The organism is Paeniglutamicibacter sp. NPDC091659 (assembly GCF_044756805.1).
Lineage (GTDB): Bacteria > Actinomycetota > Actinomycetes > Actinomycetales > Micrococcaceae > Paeniglutamicibacter.
Genome location: NZ_JBIVTO010000002.1, coordinates 1 through 14,578 on the forward strand (window position 1 = coordinate 1; position 14,578 = coordinate 14,578).

Consider the following 14,578-nt stretch of genomic DNA (forward strand, 5'->3'; position numbering starts at 1 on the left):
GTCCATCAGAACTCTCCAGGTTCGAATGTTGGTGATTACACCTCGAGTCTGGACACCCTTGCCCGCGTAGTCATCCCTTGGAATCAATCATCTAGGTGCCAGGGGCAAGGTCGCGCCTGGCGAACCGCACAAGCCCGATTGCCCACAACGCGACGGCGATCGCGGTCAAGGCCGCGAGGGTGAGTAGCACAAGGGAATCCGCCGGGAAGGCCGCCGTAGCCGTGAACAGCATGTTTTCTGCTGAGGCTAGCGGAAGTCCGAACATGCTGACGATGGATGAGACGCCAAAGTAGCACCACGACAGTGCTGCGGCTTGGCGCGGAACCACTCCGATCAGCAGAACGACGACACCCGCCGTCACCATGACGCTGGGCCACTCGAACAGGGACAATCCCGCCAGCACCCACAATTGCGAGGGGTCGTTCCGTGAGGCGCCGTAGGCCGCCCCCATGATGGTGCCTCCGACCACAAGCATCAGGATGGAGCCGATGACCGTGACCAGCAGCCGTCCCCAGGCCCACCGCAGTCGGGATAGGCTCCCCGCGAGCTGGGCCTCGGCACGCCCGGTGGCTTCCTCGGTTCTCAGCTGCAATGCACTCTCGACCACGAATGCGTTCACGGCGATCGCGTTCAGCATCGACAAGAACATGAGAACGCCGCTCGTGGTCGCCGTGCCGTGCCGGCCGACCAAGGTGATGAACACCGTGTTGGTTCCAAGCAGGTCTGCCATGGCCGATGCCACCGATCCGTACATCCAGGCCATGACCAGCACGGTGGCGAACCACCCGATGATCGGCCCGCGTTGGAGCCGCAATGACAGGCCGAACGGTGTCGCCAGGAACCGGCCTGCCGCTGCCGGCCCCGGCCGCACCGGCAGCACTCCGGTGCCGAGGTCGCGCCGGGCTTCGACGGCCATGGCAACGCCACACAGGAGGACCGCACCCAGCACCAGGGGAACCAACGGCCACCACCGGTTCTCCCCGAACGCACGCATCTGCTGGGCCCATCCGATCGGAGACAGCAGGGATGTCCAACCGGGCGCGGTCCCGTTGCCCTCCAGATCGCCGATGGCACGAAGCACGTAGGCGACGCCGAGTACCGCGGCGGCCGCACCGTTTGCGCCGCGAGCGGCGGGGAAAAGCTGTCCCATGACCGCGGAGACGCCGAGGAAAAACAGTCCGAGTGCCGCCAACGAGGCACCGAGCACCAGGCTGCCGTCCGCCGGCAGGCCCAGCGCGACGGCTGCGCCCGAGACCAGGATGCCGACGGACACGTTGTATGCGGCGACCACGAACCAGCCTGCCAGTGTGTAGGTGTGGCGGCCCTGCACGTTGGCGCGCAGCAATTCCGTCCGCCCGGATTCTTCCTCGGACCGGCCGTTGCGCGTCACCAGGAAGATCGTGGACAAGACAAGGGTGAGCGCGAGCGTCATCCAGATCTTGAGAACCAGGATCCCCCCGAAGGTGTCCGCCGCATACGGGGTTCCCGTGAGCGCGGCGACCAGGGGATTGCTTGCGATCGCGGCGTAGGCCTCGCGGTCCGCCGGGGTGGGAAACATTGCGCGTTGCGACGCATTCACCAGCGGGATCATGCCCGTGATCACGACCGCCCACGCCAGCAGGCGCCACCGGTTGTGGCGGAAAACCAGGCGCATCATGTCCGGCAACCCCTGGAATTGCGCCCGGGAAGGGTGCCGATGCGCCGACGAGTGAGGCTTTCCGGACGATAGCGGGGATCCGGGGACGCTCACGGGAGGACCTCCCGGTCCGCGGCAGGCTCCGTGCGGTAATGCCGAAGAAAAAGCTCCTCGAGCGTCGGTCGGGTGGCCACTATCCCGCGCGGCCTCAAGAGCGCCAGGCCGGCCAGGATGGCACCCATGTCGGCATCGGCCACGGTCAGTGTCGCTCGCTGGCCGTCGATGACGAGGTCGTTCACTCCCGGCATCGAGGCCAAGGCCGTCGGATCGTCCAAGATCACCGAAACGGCGGTGTGGTGCAGGCGGGGAAGCCCATCCAGCCTGCCCGATTCCACCGTCCTGCCCCGTCGAATGATCGTCACGGTGTCGCAGAGGATTTCCACCTCGGCAAAGCTGTTGCTGGAGAGCAACACCGTGCGTCCCCGGGCCTTGGCCTCCCTGATGCAGTCCCTGAACGCCGCCTCCATCAGCGGGTCGAACCCCAGGGTCGGTTCGTCGAGAACCAGAAGTTCCGCATCGGAAGCCAGCGCGGAAACCAGCGCGACCTTCTGGCGGTTTCCCTGGGAGTAGGCGCGCGCTTTCTTCGTGGGATCGAGGTCGAAGAGCTGCAGGAGCTCGTCCCGTCGACGCTTGTCCACGCCGCCCCGGAGCCTGCCAATGATGTCGATGGCCTGCCCTCCGGTGAGGTTCGGCCAGAGGCTGACTTCCCCCGGGACGTAGGCAATCCGGCGGTGCAGCGCGACGGCATCATTCCACGGATCGCCGCCCAGGACACGCATGGTCGTTGCCTCTGCCCTCAGCATCCCCAGCAGGATCCGGAAGGTGGTGGACCTGCCCGATCCGTTGGGGCCGAGGAAACCCGCGACCTGGCCCGTCTCGGCCCTCAGATCCAAGCCGTCGAGCACAATGTGGGGCCCGAACGACTTGCACAGGCCAACGACTTCGACCGCAGGGCTGGTGCTCGACATCGGTCTTCCTTGGGTGCTGGGCGGATCAGGAATCGGTGGAAACGAAAGACCGGGGAGTCGCAGCTCCGTCGGTCGACGCCTCTGCGAGCGAGCACAGGCAGGCGTCGAAGGCCGTGGCGTCGGTGAAAAGGCCGTGGCTGCATGGCCCAAGGGTGATCCGGTGCGTGGCGGCGGGAGAATCTTCGATGCCGGCCTCCGTGACAGTGCCTTGCGCCGAGGCATCGAATCCATCGACGGCGAAGCAATCGATTGCGGCGTTTTGGAATCGGGCGCTCGCCGCGTGCTCCGGGTTCTGGCTACCAAAGGATGAAATCCCTGTCGAGCTCATGCAATTCACGCTACGCGCGTGCCATGCGATCCACAACGGGCGCAGCGTGGCCATGAGCCCGGATCTGGCCGGACGGAGGTGCACGGGCGAAGGGCCTCCAAATTGCTACGGGGTAGGGAGTGGCCTGGCATCGCGGAAACCCGTGATGCTGGCTGTTCGGAGGGGAAACGAGAGCGATCTACAGGGGGTGTTTGAAACACCATCGGGGGTCTACGGTGGATTGCAGAAACTCTTATGGTTCGCAGAGTCCGGGCACATGATTGATGGGGGCAGGAGCCGTCGGCCAGCTGGTCCACTGCCAGTACTCCGCCACCCGGATGCCGGAGAGAACACGCAAGCAGGGCCGTGTCTTCGCCCGGAAGGCGGTGAGGATGAATACGGAGGGCCAGGGAAGGCCCTTTTCGTCACTTGCCTGTGGGCAACCTGCGAAAATCCAATCCTAGGAGAGCCGCGATGACCTACACCCATACCGCCACCGTCCCTGTGGGATGGGAGGAAGCCGTCCGGCGAACTCGCGAGGCCCTTGCCTCCCAGGGGTTCGGGATTCTGTCCGAAATTGACGTTCGCGCTGTATTTGCGGCCAAGCTCGGCACCGAAGCGGCCAATGCCGTTGGGGACTACGTGATCCTGGGCGCTTGTAACCCGGCGCTGGCCAGCCGCGCGCTCGCTGCCGAGAAGGATCTCGGTGCACTTCTTCCGTGCAACGTCGTCGTTCGCCGCGATGCGGACGCCACTGAAACCACCATTCAGGCCATCGATCCCCAGACCATGGTCAGGCTGAGTGACAACCCGGCGGCAAATCGCTGAATCTACCGGATCGCGTCTTCCGCACGCCGGCACATTGAAAGCGAATCCGGTTGAAAGAACTCTTGGCCGGGAATCACCGAGAACCGTTGCGCAACCGGTGCGGTGGCCGGTACTGCAGGATAAGGAGAAGGAAAATGATGGATGGATATGGATATGGTTCGATGATGGGCTGGGGGTGGCTCTTCTGGCTGCTGTTGGTCATCGGCCTCGTCCTGCTGGGCATCCTTGCGGTGCGGTCTTTTTCAGGCGGGGCTGGCGACGGCAGGAGCGCCCGGCGGATTCTGGATGAGCGCTATGCCAGGGGTGAAATGACCACCGAAGAATACCGCGAACGGCTCAAGACCCTCAGGGACGGAACCTGATGCAACCCCTGAGTCGTCGCAGCGCACTGCTCCTGGGAGGTCTCGGGGCCGCGGCCACCGCGACCGGCGCGGCAGGATTGCTGTGGAGCGGGGGGTTTCAGGCCGTCCGTGGGCAGGACATGGAGGAACCGCAGGCCCTGACCAGTGTCGATGGCCGGCTTCGACTGACGCTTTCAGCTGCCTCGGGAAAGGTAAGGATCGCCGGCAAGGATGCCACCGCCCTGTCCTACAACGGTTCCCTGCCGGGACCCACCCTGTTCCTCCGGGCCGGAGACCGGCTGAACGTGAGATTGGAGAACCGGCTGGGGAACCCGACGAACCTGCACGTGCACGGGCTGCATGTTTCCCCGCAGGGCAACAGCGACAATCCGTTGCTTGCCGTTGGCCCCGGCACGTCCTTTGACTACGAGTACCAGCTGCCGGCGGATCACCCGCCGGGCGTCTACTGGTACCACCCGCATCACCACGGCTTGGTCGCCGACCAGATTTTCGGCGGGCTGTACGGGGCCATCGTCGTCCAGGATGACCGGCCCATCCCGACGATCAGGGAACGGGTTCTGCTGATCTCCGACATTTCCCTGACTCCGGACGGAAGAATCGCCGCCGTGTCGGTGATGGAGAAGATGATGGGGCGGGAAGGCGACTTGGTCCTCGTCAACGGACAGCTGAACCCGCGCCTGGCAGCCCGGCCGGGCGAGCGTGAAAGGTGGAGGGTCGTCAATGCCTGCACCGGCCGGTACCTGAAGCTTCGCCTGGATAGTCAGTCGCTGCAACTGCTGGGCCTGGACTCCGGCCGCTTCAGGGTCCCAGACGATGTCGACGAGGTGCTGCTGGCGCCGGGGAACAGGGCGGACCTGTTGGTCACCGCCCAGGCAGGCACTGCCGTGCTGCGTGCCCTGCCCGTGAACAGGGGAAGCCTGGGGTCGATGATGGGCGGCAACGGCCCTCCGCGCTCTTCGGTTGGCCGATCCGGGGCGGTCCTGGCGACCTTCACAGTCGCAGGTGCACCCGTCGCCGGCATGGCTTCTGTCCCCGAGCAGTCGGCGCCGCGGGACCTCCGGGCCGAGCCGGTCGCCGCCCGGCGCGAACTGGTCTTCGCCATGGGCATGGGCATGAGGTTGGGTGCCGGGATGATGGATTTCACCATCAACGGCAAGTCCTTTGACCCGGCCAGGGTCGATACCACTGTTTCGGCTGGCGGCGTCGAGGAATGGACGCTGCGGAACACCAGTCTGATGGACCACCCGGTGCATCTGCACGTGTGGCCCATGCAGGTCATCGAACAGGCAGGCCTTCCCGTGGACATCCCCAGGTGGCAGGACGTGGTCAATGTCCCGGCCCGCAGCAGCGTCCGGGTTCGGATCGCCTTCGATGACTTCACCGGAAAAACCGTTTACCACTGTCACATTTTGGATCACGAGGACGCCGGGATGATGGGAGTGATCGAATCGCGATGACCCGACATCTTCCAGGTTCCGGGGCAAGCGCGCCGTGAATTTCCCCCGGTGGGAACGGCTGCGACGGTGCCAGGAAGCTCCGTTCTCAACGGTGAATCAACCTTCAATCGAAGTCGGTGTGGATCCTTCCTCTGGTCAGGGAAAAACGGGCGCCTTGATTTCAAGTGGCGATCGCGGCAGCCGCTTTCGCCAGGACTTCGCTGAATCCGCCGTTGCGGAAATTCCGGCGCTGGATGAAGGCACCGGTTCCTTGTTCCTGGATCCGGGAGATTCCGGAGGATACGTATTCGTAGTCGCCGTTGCGTTCCAAGGCGTCACTGATGTGCTCCATCAAGCTGTGAAGCATGCGGGACGCGGAGGTCTTCGTCCCGTCGAAGGGATCGAAATTGTTGCCACGCAGGCCGAATTTTGCGGCCTGCCATTGCGCCAGGTCGAGGGCTTCGGGCATGGGCTGGAGGCGCGGGGGCGCGCCGTTGAGGCTCGTGTCCACCAACGACCTGACGACCAGCGCCAACAAGATCGAATTTGAGGCGCTCAGCTGGGCATCGGCCACCCGGACCTCAATGGTGGGATACATGGTGGAAAGCCTTGCGCCCCACCGCACGTGGCCCGAATCCAGCACCACATCGGCGCCGAGGACGAGTTTCATCCGCTCTTCGTAGTCCTGCATGTCTGCGAAGTACGGCGGGATGCCCTGGAGGGCCCAACGCCGGTAGTGGATGTTTCGCCATGAGGCGAAGCCGGTGTCTGTTCCTCGCCAGTAGGGTGAATTGGAACCGCATGCAGTCAGCGCCGGGAGCCAACGGCGCAATCCGTTCAACGCAATGACGCCTGTTTCGGTGTCTTCCACGTTCACATGCACATGCAAGCCCGAGATGTAGTGCTCCGCGGCGAGCTCGCCATACAAAGAACTGATGGCACGGTACCTGTCGCCGGAGCTCACCGTCGCCGGAGCATCGGAGATGCGCGGGGGAGTGCCAAGCGCCACCGCGTGGAAACCAAGGTCCTTGGCGGCGCGCGCCAAGGCCTTGCGGTACGTTTGCGCGGTTGCAAGGGCCTCGCCGCGTTCGGTACAGATCGGGCTGTTGCTTTCCAACTGGCAGACAAGGAATTCGCCGCGGGTTCCGGTGCCGCCGGCGGTGAGCGCCAGCAGTTCGGTCCGGGCCGTGGCGGATGGAGTGCCGGGCAATCCGCTGAGCGGATCCACAATGAAGAATTCTTCCTCGATACCAAATGTACGCATTCTGCGTATCTTCCTTCACCTGGCGAGTTCTGGTTGTCCGTGGGCGGACCGGCCGCGTTGCCTTCCGTCCACGGAAGGCGTATCGCGTGGGGATGGCCGCCCCTGAAGGTGTTTCGTCCGAAACGCGATCCTCATGTGTTGTCTGCTCGGTGTTTGAGTGCAGGGGCAGCGGTTTTTGGCTCCGTGCCTGCAAGCCTTCGGCAGATGGTTTGTTGTCCAAACGCAGCAGAACGATCTGCACACAACTAATCTTGGTACGTCAGTGTTCGGCATCTACAGCATGGCCCCGAGCGAACGCAGAAACAAGTGCCGGTGCCGACTGCGCCGGCCAGCGATCGAAGGTTTCGAAAACCGCGCCGGCAGGGGACCTTCGACACTGGTGCGTGGCCGTGCAACGGGAGAGGATTGCGTGGTCCGGTCAGTTCCGCCCTCGACGGGATTGGTAATGTGCGCCCGCACCACATGCTGCCGCAGACCGGGATCGTTTCGAGCTTGAAAGGGATCCTGATGAGCAATCATGACACGGTCATCCACGCTGCGATTGTCGATGCCGCCCAGAGCCTGTTGGCAGATGCCGGTGCAGACACCGTCGACGTCGTGCACGTCGCCCGAAAGGCGGGCGTCGACGAGGCCACGATCCGTGAACATTTCGGGAGTCTGGATGACCTGTTGGCCGCGTGTCTGGATCTGCCGTTCGTTCCGGACCAGCTCTTGGCCGAGGCCTTAAGTCAGGCGCCGTCCGAACGTGGCGAATCCGTGGTGCGGACCATGCTCAGGGTCTGGGATTCGCACGCGCAGGCAGCCATGCTTGCGTTGATTGGCAAGGTGTTCAAATCCGAGGCGTACGCAACTCTCATGCGCCGGATGATCCGCCATCTTATCCTTGACCGCGTCATGGCGGATCTTGGGTACGACGAGGAGGAATCGCGCCTTCGTGGGTCGCTCGCAGCGAGCCAGATGGGTGGTCTGATGCTTGCCCGCTACGTGATCAAACTCGAACCCTTGGCGTCGGCCGGGCATGACGAGATCGCACGGCTGCTGGGACCCGTGGTTCAGCATTACCTGACCGGAACCCTCGAAGCCTTGCCGGGCACCCCGAAACCATGAAAGACCCAGACCTGCCGGGTGCCAAGCCGGCTGCGCTCGCCGACCATCGTTCAGCTTCACCGACATGGCAGCGTGCCGGGGCCGACGCAGATTTCGGCGCGGTCGAGGACCGCTATCCGAGGCCTTGGATGCGCAGGACGGCGGTGCCAGTGACACGGTCGCGGGCAAGGTCCTCGAGGGCCTGGTCGGCGGCCGCAAAGGCGTACATCGTTGTTGTGGGGCGCAACTCCATCTCGGCGGCCAGCTTCAGGAATTCCTCGCCGTCCGTTCTTGTGTTGGCGGTGACGCTGCGCAGCTGGCGTTCCTGGAAAAGGTCGGTTTCATAGTGCAGGGACGGAATGTCGGTGAGATGGATTCCCGCCACGGCGAGCGTTCCGCCTCGGTCCAGTGCACGCATGGCGACAGGAACAAGGTCCCCGACGGGGGCAAAAAGGATTGCCGAATCAAGCGGTTCGGGCGGGGCCTCCGTCGGGCCCCCGACGAACACCGCGCCGAGTTCAAGGGCGAGGGCGCGCGCCTCGGACGACCGGGTCATGACGTAGACGGAGGCGCCCATGTGGCGGGCCATCTGGGCGGTGAGGTGGGCGGATCCTCCGAAGCCGTAAATGCCCAGGCGACCGCCGGGAGGAAGCGCCGAACGCTTGAGCGCACGGTAGCCGATGATGCCGGAGCACAGCAACGGCGCGGCATGCTCGTCGGCCAGATTGGGTGGGATTCGGTAGACGAAGTCCTCGGCCGCCGTGACGAGTTCGGCGTATCCGCCGTCGCGGTCCCACCCGGTGAAGGCCGGGGCGAGGCACAGGTTTTCGTCTCCCCGACGGCAGAACCGGCAGATGCCGCACACCGAGCCCAGCCAGGGCACACCGACCCTGTCGCCGGGCTCGAACTTGCTGCAGCCCGGACCTGCCTCGCGGACGATGCCGACGATCTCGTGGCCGGGGACCACCCGGCTGTGCCTTGGGACAAGGTCGCCCTCGGCCAGATGCAGATCGGTCCTGCATACACCGCACACCTGCACGTCGAGCAGCAGCTCCCCGGCTGCGGGCTGGGGATCGGGGCGATCGCCCAGGACCAGGGGGTGCGAGACAATCGGACCGGGTTGGCCAACCCACCAAGCGCGCATGACGGACTCCTTCTCCTGCCCCGAGGATGGCGGTTGCCGGCGCTTGGGAGTAGGGCACAAGGTCCCGGTGCCCGGTCTTCCGCCCGCACGTCGCCGATCGGTGACTTAGGCCACTGGTCGGCAACTGAGTTTGCCGTCATCCTGAAGGGTAGCCGGCTTTGCTCATGCCATGCCGGACGTCAGCGACGACGCCATCCCGCCCAAATCGAACTCGTGAAGGTGAGGTCGTTCCCGTGGCCCGTGGGATCTACGTTTGTGCTTCCGTTCCGGGATCCGGCAAGAACCTGGTCTCTCTGGGGCTGGTCGATGCCCTGCACCGCCATGCCGACAGGGGCGGCTTCTTCAGGCCGATCGTCGGCGGCACGGATCCGGAGCTCGACCCGATGGTCTGCATGCTGCGGCGCCTCTACGACCTTGAGGCGTCGGTGTGCCGGGGCGGGCTGACGCTCGCCGCGGCCAGGGGCTTGCTGGCGGCCGGCCGCGGCGAGGAAATCGAAGCCGCAACCCTCGCCATGTACAGCGAGGTCGCCAAGCATTGCGACGTCCTGGTGGTCGAGGGATCGGACCTCAGCGGCCGCGACGCGGCTGCGGAATTCGGCCTCAATGCACGCCTGGCCAACAGCCTGGGACTGCCGGTGCTGGCAGTTGCCGGGGCCGGGGCCTGGGGCCGGAGGAAACCGCGGACGCCGTCGACGCGGCGCGCAAGGAGCTTGCCGCCTCGGGTTGCTCGCTCCTGGCCGTGATGCTGAATCGTGCCGATGCCGCCGCGGAGGCCCGGATCAAGGCCGGAATCCGCCCCGGAAAGAGCGGACGGCCCGTCTACGTCATCCCTGAGATCTCTATGCCGACGGTGGGCGACGTCGCTGCCGCCCTGGGGCGGAGGCACCTGGCCGGCAGCACCGAGCGGTCAAGGTGGCGGCCATGACGGCGGGCAACTTCCTGCAGGTCCTGGGCGTCGGCGACCTGGTGATAGTGCCGGGGGACCGGGTGGACGTGATGGTGGCCAGCCTTGCCTCCGCGTTCTCGCCCGAGTTCCCTATCCCCAGCGCGATGATCCTGACCGACGGGCTGACCCCGGGGCCCGATGTGCTGCGGTTCCTTGCCCGCGCGCCGTTTCCGGTCTTCGCCAGTGGGCAGGACACCTACTCCGTGGCCCACACGGTGGCGGGGATTCGAAGCGAAATCCACGTCGGCCAGCGGCGCAAGGTCGCCGCGGCCCTTGGCTCGTGGGCCCGTTGCGTCGACGAGTCCGAGATGCTGGCGCGGTTGGCCCTTCCGCGCCCCGCCACCACGACGCCCCTTCGCTTTCTGCACGAACTCATCGAACGGGCCAGATGCCAACGGCAACGCATCGTGTTGCCGGAGGGAGAGGACGTCAGGGTGCTGCGCGCCGCGGAGATCCTGCACCGCCGGGACGTCTGCGACCTGACGCTCCTGGGCAACGAGGCGGCCACCCGCGCGCTGGCCGCCAGCCACGGCATCGGCCTGGACGGGCTGAACCTGATCGATCCGGCCACCTCGGAACTGAGGGACCGTTTTGCCCTCGAATACCAGCGCCTGCGGGCACACAAGGGGATGGTGCCCGCCCGTGCCCGGGAAACCATGCTGGAGGGGGCGTACTTCGGCACCATGATGGTCCTGCTGAACATCGCGGACGGCATGGTCTCGGGGGCCGCCCACACCACTGCAGACACCATCCGCCCGGCCCTGGAATTCGTGAAGGCGCGGGAGAGCGCGGGGACCGTGTCGTCGGTGTTCTTCATGCTCTTTCCCGACCGCGTCCTGGTCTACGGGGATTGCGCCGTGAACCCCGAACCCAATGCGCAACAACTTGCCGACATCGCCGTGGCCTCGGCCGACACGGCGGCCCTGTTCGGGTGGAGCCCCGGGTGGCGTTGCTCTCCTACGCCACCGGGGGTTCAAGCACAGGAAGCCCCGTGGACAAGGTCCGGCGGGCCACCGAACTTGTCCGGGCCGCCCGCCCAGATCTGGCCGTCGAGGGGCCGATCCAGTACGACGCCGCGGTTGATGCGTCCATCGCGGCGCTCAAGCTGCCGTCCTCCGCAGTGGCGGGTCAAGCCACGGTTTTCATCTTTCCCGACCTGAACACCGGCAACAACACCTACAAGGCGGTCGAGCAGTCCTCAGGCGCCGTTGCTGTGGGGCCGATCCTGCAGGGCCTTCGACGGCCCATCAACGACCTGTCGCGGGGCTCCACGGTCGAGGACATCGTCAACACCGTCGCCATCACGGCGGTGCAGGCCCAAGGCAAAATGGCCGATGGGGTGCCGGGCACCGGTGAAGCCGGTCCGCACCGTCCCTAGAAGCCCGTGGGTTCGGTTTCGAGCTCCGGCTCCTCGGGCCGTTGTTCGTGGTGCAACGGGTGCAGCGCCGTGGCCTGCGGGATCCAGAGCAGTGCGTCGTAGCGTCCCCCCATGTGTGTGGGGACGTAGTTCCCGGCCTCGCGGTGCGGATTGTAAACCACCCCGATGGCCCGGTGGCCGTGCAGGGATTCGAGCCAGGGGCCCGAACGGTCGGGTCCGAACAGCAGCAGGGAGGCTTCGGCGAGAGCCTCGTGGAGGAGGTCTTCGTGGCTTCCGCGAACGGCGGCCGGAACCGCCATGACTTCCTCGGGCGCTCCCCAGGCCTCGGCGGCGATGACCGACCCGGAATGCGAGGCGAACCCGGCCAACAGCACCTGCCCGGGGTGGCGCCGTCGCATCAACTGCCCGATGTTCACCATGCCGCCACGGGACATGTCGGTAGCGCGGGCGTCGCCGACATGGGTGTTGTGCGCCCACACCAGCCCCTTGGATTCGATGCCGTGGTGGAGCGAGATCCGGTCGATGGTGTCGCACATGTGGTGGTCGCGGATGTTCCACGACTGCTGGTTGCCGCGGACCATGGTGCGGTAGTAGAGCTCGGCATTGGCCGCGACGACGGCGTTCTGCACCGCGTCGAAGGCCTCGGGGTCGGTGGGCAGTCTGCCCAGGGTTCGCCGGTGCACCTCGGCCAGCAGCGCGACGATGTCCGCCTCGCAGGAGTGGGGCACCAGGCGGGTGTTCCAGGCGTACCGCTGGGGATCCTCCCCGAACGGCACAAAGCATTTCCAGGCCCGCAGGGCGGCGGGCAGGGCATCGGGCGCGTTTTCCTCGAGCCAGCTGAAGATCTGCCGCAGCGAGTCCCACAGCGAGTACACGTCAAGGCCGTAGAAGCCGGTGCGCTCGGATTCGGCCCGATCGAGGTTCCACCCGCGCAGCCAGTCCAGGAACCCTGCAACCTCGGCATTGGCCCACATCCAAGTCGGCCAGCGCTCGAAGAAGGCCAGCAACCGGTACGCGTCCAGGTCCTGGTCGCCCTGACCCCTGAGCCAGCGGTTGATCCGCCAGCAGTCGGGCCAGTCGCCCTCCACCCCGATCCACCTGAAGCCGTGCTCTTCGATCAACCGTCGGCTGGCCAACGCGCGCCAGCTGTAGTACTCGTGGGTGCCGTGGGACGCCTCGCCAAGGCAGACGAAACGCCTGTCGGCTGCGAGGCGGACCAAGCCGTCCAGGTCCCCGGCGCCGGCGAGCCGGTGCGCCAGCAACCGGATCTGGGACAGCTCCTCCGAGCGGTCGGCCGCCGCGTACGGGTTCTCGTTCATTTTTGCTCCTCCGGTGCGCGTTCTGGGTTCCGTTCGGGCAAGAGGTAGCGGCCAAACCAGTCGGCGGCCAGCGTGGCGGCTTGCGCGAGGGTGCCGGGCTCCTCAAAAAGGTGGGTGGCCCCCTGTACGACCTCAAGCCGGGTCGGTGCCCGCATTTTGGCCATGGCCTCGCGGTTGAGGTCCAGGACCAGGGCATCTGCGCTTCCGACGATCAACAGGGTCGGGGCACGTACCGCCGCCAGCCGGGGGCCGGCTAGATCCGGGCGTCCGCCCCGTGAAACGACGGCGGCTATCCGCGCGTCCGGTTCGGCGGCGGCCCACAATGCGGCGCCGGCGCCCGTGCTGGCCCCGAAGTAGCCGATCTTGCATGGGGAGGCCCCGAACTTGGCGCCGAGCCACCGGGTTGCCGCCGTGAGCCGCCCTGCCAGCAGGGCAATGTCGAACACATTTGCCCGGTCGGCCTCTTCGGCGGGCGTCAGCAGGTCCAACAGCAGGGTGCCCAACCCGGCACCCTGGAGCACCGAGGCCACGAACTTGTTGCGGGGGCTGTTTCGCCCGCTGCCGCTGCCGTGGGCGAACACCACAACACTGTCGCAACGCACGGGCAGGTGGAGGTCGCCCCGGAGCACCACGGAATCGCAGGGGATTTCAACGGCCTCGTCGTCGACTGCGCCATCCGGCGCCCGGACAGCATGCCGGCGCAGCGCGGCGGCATCGAGCAACCGCACGACCTCATCGTCCTCCGTGGGCGAGAAATCACTGTAGTGGTAGCCGACGGCCTCGAAATTCCTGACGGAAATCAGGCTCACGACGTCGTCCGGCTCTGTCAGCGAAGCCAGCAGCCGGACCGGGGCCACCGGCACGGCCAGAATCACTCTTGCCGCGCCCAATTGCCGGGCAACCTGGCAGGCAACACGTGCAGTGGCTCCGGTGGCGAGGCCGTCGTCGACGATGACGGCCGTGCGGTCGTGCAGATCCAAGCGCTCCCGGCCCTTGCGGTACCTTGCGACCCTTGACTCCAACAGGTCACGCTCGCTCCGCTCAATGGATTGAAGTTCCGCTTCGTTGACGCCTGCAAGGGCGATGAGGTGTGTATCAAGCACCCGCGTGTTTCCTTCGCCTATGGCTCCCATTGCGACTTCGGGTTGGAACGGCACACCCAACTTGCGTACGACAATGACATCCAAGGGCGCGCCGAGCTTGTTGGCAACCTCGAAGGCGACAGGAACACCGCCCCGGGGCAACCCCAGAACCACCAGGTCTTGTCCGCGCAACCCTGCAAGTCGTTGGCCCAGCCTCCGGCCCGCGTCTATGCGGTCCCTGAATTCATGCATGGCTCTCACCTTTCTGCGAGCTGGTCAGGGACCCCCATGAGTCCCGTAAATTCGTGGATTCCCGACATTCTGCACGAACTGGATTTCCAATTGCCCGGGGACCCGCCCCGGGATTGCGCATGGCATGGTTGTCAATGCCGCAGACGTTTCTGTTCGGTTGAACAAACACACGCCCGGATCTATCCTTGTTGTCTCTTGCCGTGGTCATGCCAGGTGCCTTTCTCTCATGCGTCGTGGCGATGACCGGGCCGCCGGCTTCAATCCGCCCGAACTCGGAGGCACGGGACAAAATGTCGACAAATGGGTGCCAGCCGTGACGATTGCCGGGCGTTGCCACCGGTCTCGGCTCCTCGCGAACATCACCGTGCATGGTTGATCTATCCTGCCGAGACAGGGAAGCAACCTGCGCTCGGTGAGGCTGGCCGCACTTCCAGTACATGCCTTGGCTTTGGGGCATTCCAGAGGAATAAGGCCCTTGGCATCGTTCGAGTCCAGTTTGGCGGACTGCGG

General features: G+C 65.7%; 11 protein-coding genes and 1 pseudogene. 5 read left to right on the forward strand and 7 right to left on the reverse strand.

From position 1 onward, the window contains the following. Window positions 1-91: 91 nt before the first annotated feature. The 3 genes from ACIQLF_RS04905 to ACIQLF_RS04915 all read right to left on the reverse strand — a co-directional run bounded on the left by ACIQLF_RS04905 (window position 92) and on the right by ACIQLF_RS04915 (window position 2,992). Entirely contained in the window at window positions 92-1,657 is a 1,566-nt protein-coding gene (locus ACIQLF_RS04905) for an ABC transporter permease (RefSeq protein WP_400295067.1), read from the reverse strand. An 89-nt stretch (window positions 1,658-1,746) separates the two neighbouring features. Further along, window positions 1,747-2,664: an ATP-binding cassette domain-containing protein gene (locus ACIQLF_RS04910; RefSeq protein ID WP_400295070.1), complete on the reverse strand. Its 918-nt coding sequence runs from the start codon at window positions 2,662-2,664 to the stop codon at window positions 1,747-1,749. Window positions 2,665-2,689: 25 nt separating this feature from the next. Continuing rightward, window positions 2,690-2,992 (reverse strand): hypothetical protein, encoded by a 303-nt coding sequence (locus ACIQLF_RS04915; protein ID WP_400295072.1) that lies wholly within the window; start codon window positions 2,990-2,992, stop codon window positions 2,690-2,692. Between the two features lie 453 nt (window positions 2,993-3,445). Here ACIQLF_RS04915 and ACIQLF_RS04920 point away from each other — a divergent pair, with 453 nt between their 5' ends. The 3 genes from ACIQLF_RS04920 (at window position 3,446) to ACIQLF_RS04930 (ending at window position 5,618) form a co-directional block, all read left to right on the forward strand. Next, window positions 3,446-3,799, forward strand: a complete 354-nt coding sequence (locus ACIQLF_RS04920; protein ID WP_400295074.1) for a DUF302 domain-containing protein — start codon at window positions 3,446-3,448, stop codon at window positions 3,797-3,799. 134 nt (window positions 3,800-3,933) lie between these two features. After that, entirely contained in the window at window positions 3,934-4,161 is a 228-nt protein-coding gene (locus tag ACIQLF_RS04925; RefSeq protein ID WP_400295077.1) for an SHOCT domain-containing protein, read from the forward strand. Continuing rightward, entirely contained in the window at window positions 4,161-5,618 is a 1,458-nt protein-coding gene (locus tag ACIQLF_RS04930) for a multicopper oxidase family protein (protein ID WP_400295079.1), read from the forward strand. Before ACIQLF_RS04925 ends, ACIQLF_RS04930 begins: the two co-directional genes overlap by 1 nt. 160 nt (window positions 5,619-5,778) lie before the next feature. On the opposite strand, the gene ACIQLF_RS04935 is transcribed toward ACIQLF_RS04930, so the two are convergent. Continuing rightward, complete coding sequence (locus ACIQLF_RS04935) at window positions 5,779-6,861, reverse strand: YbdK family carboxylate-amine ligase (protein ID WP_400295081.1); 1,083 nt, start codon at window positions 6,859-6,861, stop codon at window positions 5,779-5,781. 462 nt (window positions 6,862-7,323) lie between these two features. On the opposite strand from ACIQLF_RS04935, the gene ACIQLF_RS04940 reads away from it, so the two are divergent. Beyond that, window positions 7,324-7,968: a TetR family transcriptional regulator gene (locus ACIQLF_RS04940; RefSeq protein ID WP_400295083.1), complete on the forward strand. Its 645-nt coding sequence runs from the start codon at window positions 7,324-7,326 to the stop codon at window positions 7,966-7,968. A gap of 112 nt (window positions 7,969-8,080) precedes the next feature. Here ACIQLF_RS04940 and ACIQLF_RS04945 read toward each other — a convergent pair whose 3' ends face one another. After that, window positions 8,081-9,091 carry a zinc-dependent alcohol dehydrogenase family protein gene (locus tag ACIQLF_RS04945; RefSeq protein ID WP_400295085.1) on the reverse strand — a complete coding sequence of 337 codons (1,011 nt, stop codon included), beginning with the start codon at window positions 9,089-9,091 and terminating at the stop codon, window positions 8,081-8,083. Between the two features lie 233 nt (window positions 9,092-9,324). On the opposite strand from ACIQLF_RS04945, the pseudogene pta reads away from it, so the two are divergent. Beyond that, window positions 9,325-11,415 (forward strand): annotated as a pseudogene (gene pta, locus ACIQLF_RS04950) (phosphate acetyltransferase). Here pta and ACIQLF_RS04955 read toward each other — a convergent pair. Together ACIQLF_RS04955 and ACIQLF_RS04960 are read right to left on the reverse strand one after the other, a co-directional pair. Further along, a complete protein-coding gene (locus tag ACIQLF_RS04955; protein ID WP_400295091.1) occupies window positions 11,412-12,734 on the reverse strand; it encodes an erythromycin esterase family protein in 1,323 nt (440 codons plus the stop codon). The pseudogene pta and the gene ACIQLF_RS04955 sit on opposite strands and share 4 nt — an antisense overlap. Continuing rightward, on the reverse strand, window positions 12,731-14,068 hold the full coding sequence (locus ACIQLF_RS04960) for a phosphoribosyltransferase family protein (protein ID WP_400295094.1): 1,338 nt from the start codon (window positions 14,066-14,068) through the stop codon (window positions 12,731-12,733). Before ACIQLF_RS04960 ends, ACIQLF_RS04955 begins: the two co-directional genes overlap by 4 nt. Window positions 14,069-14,578: the final 510 nt, after the last annotated feature.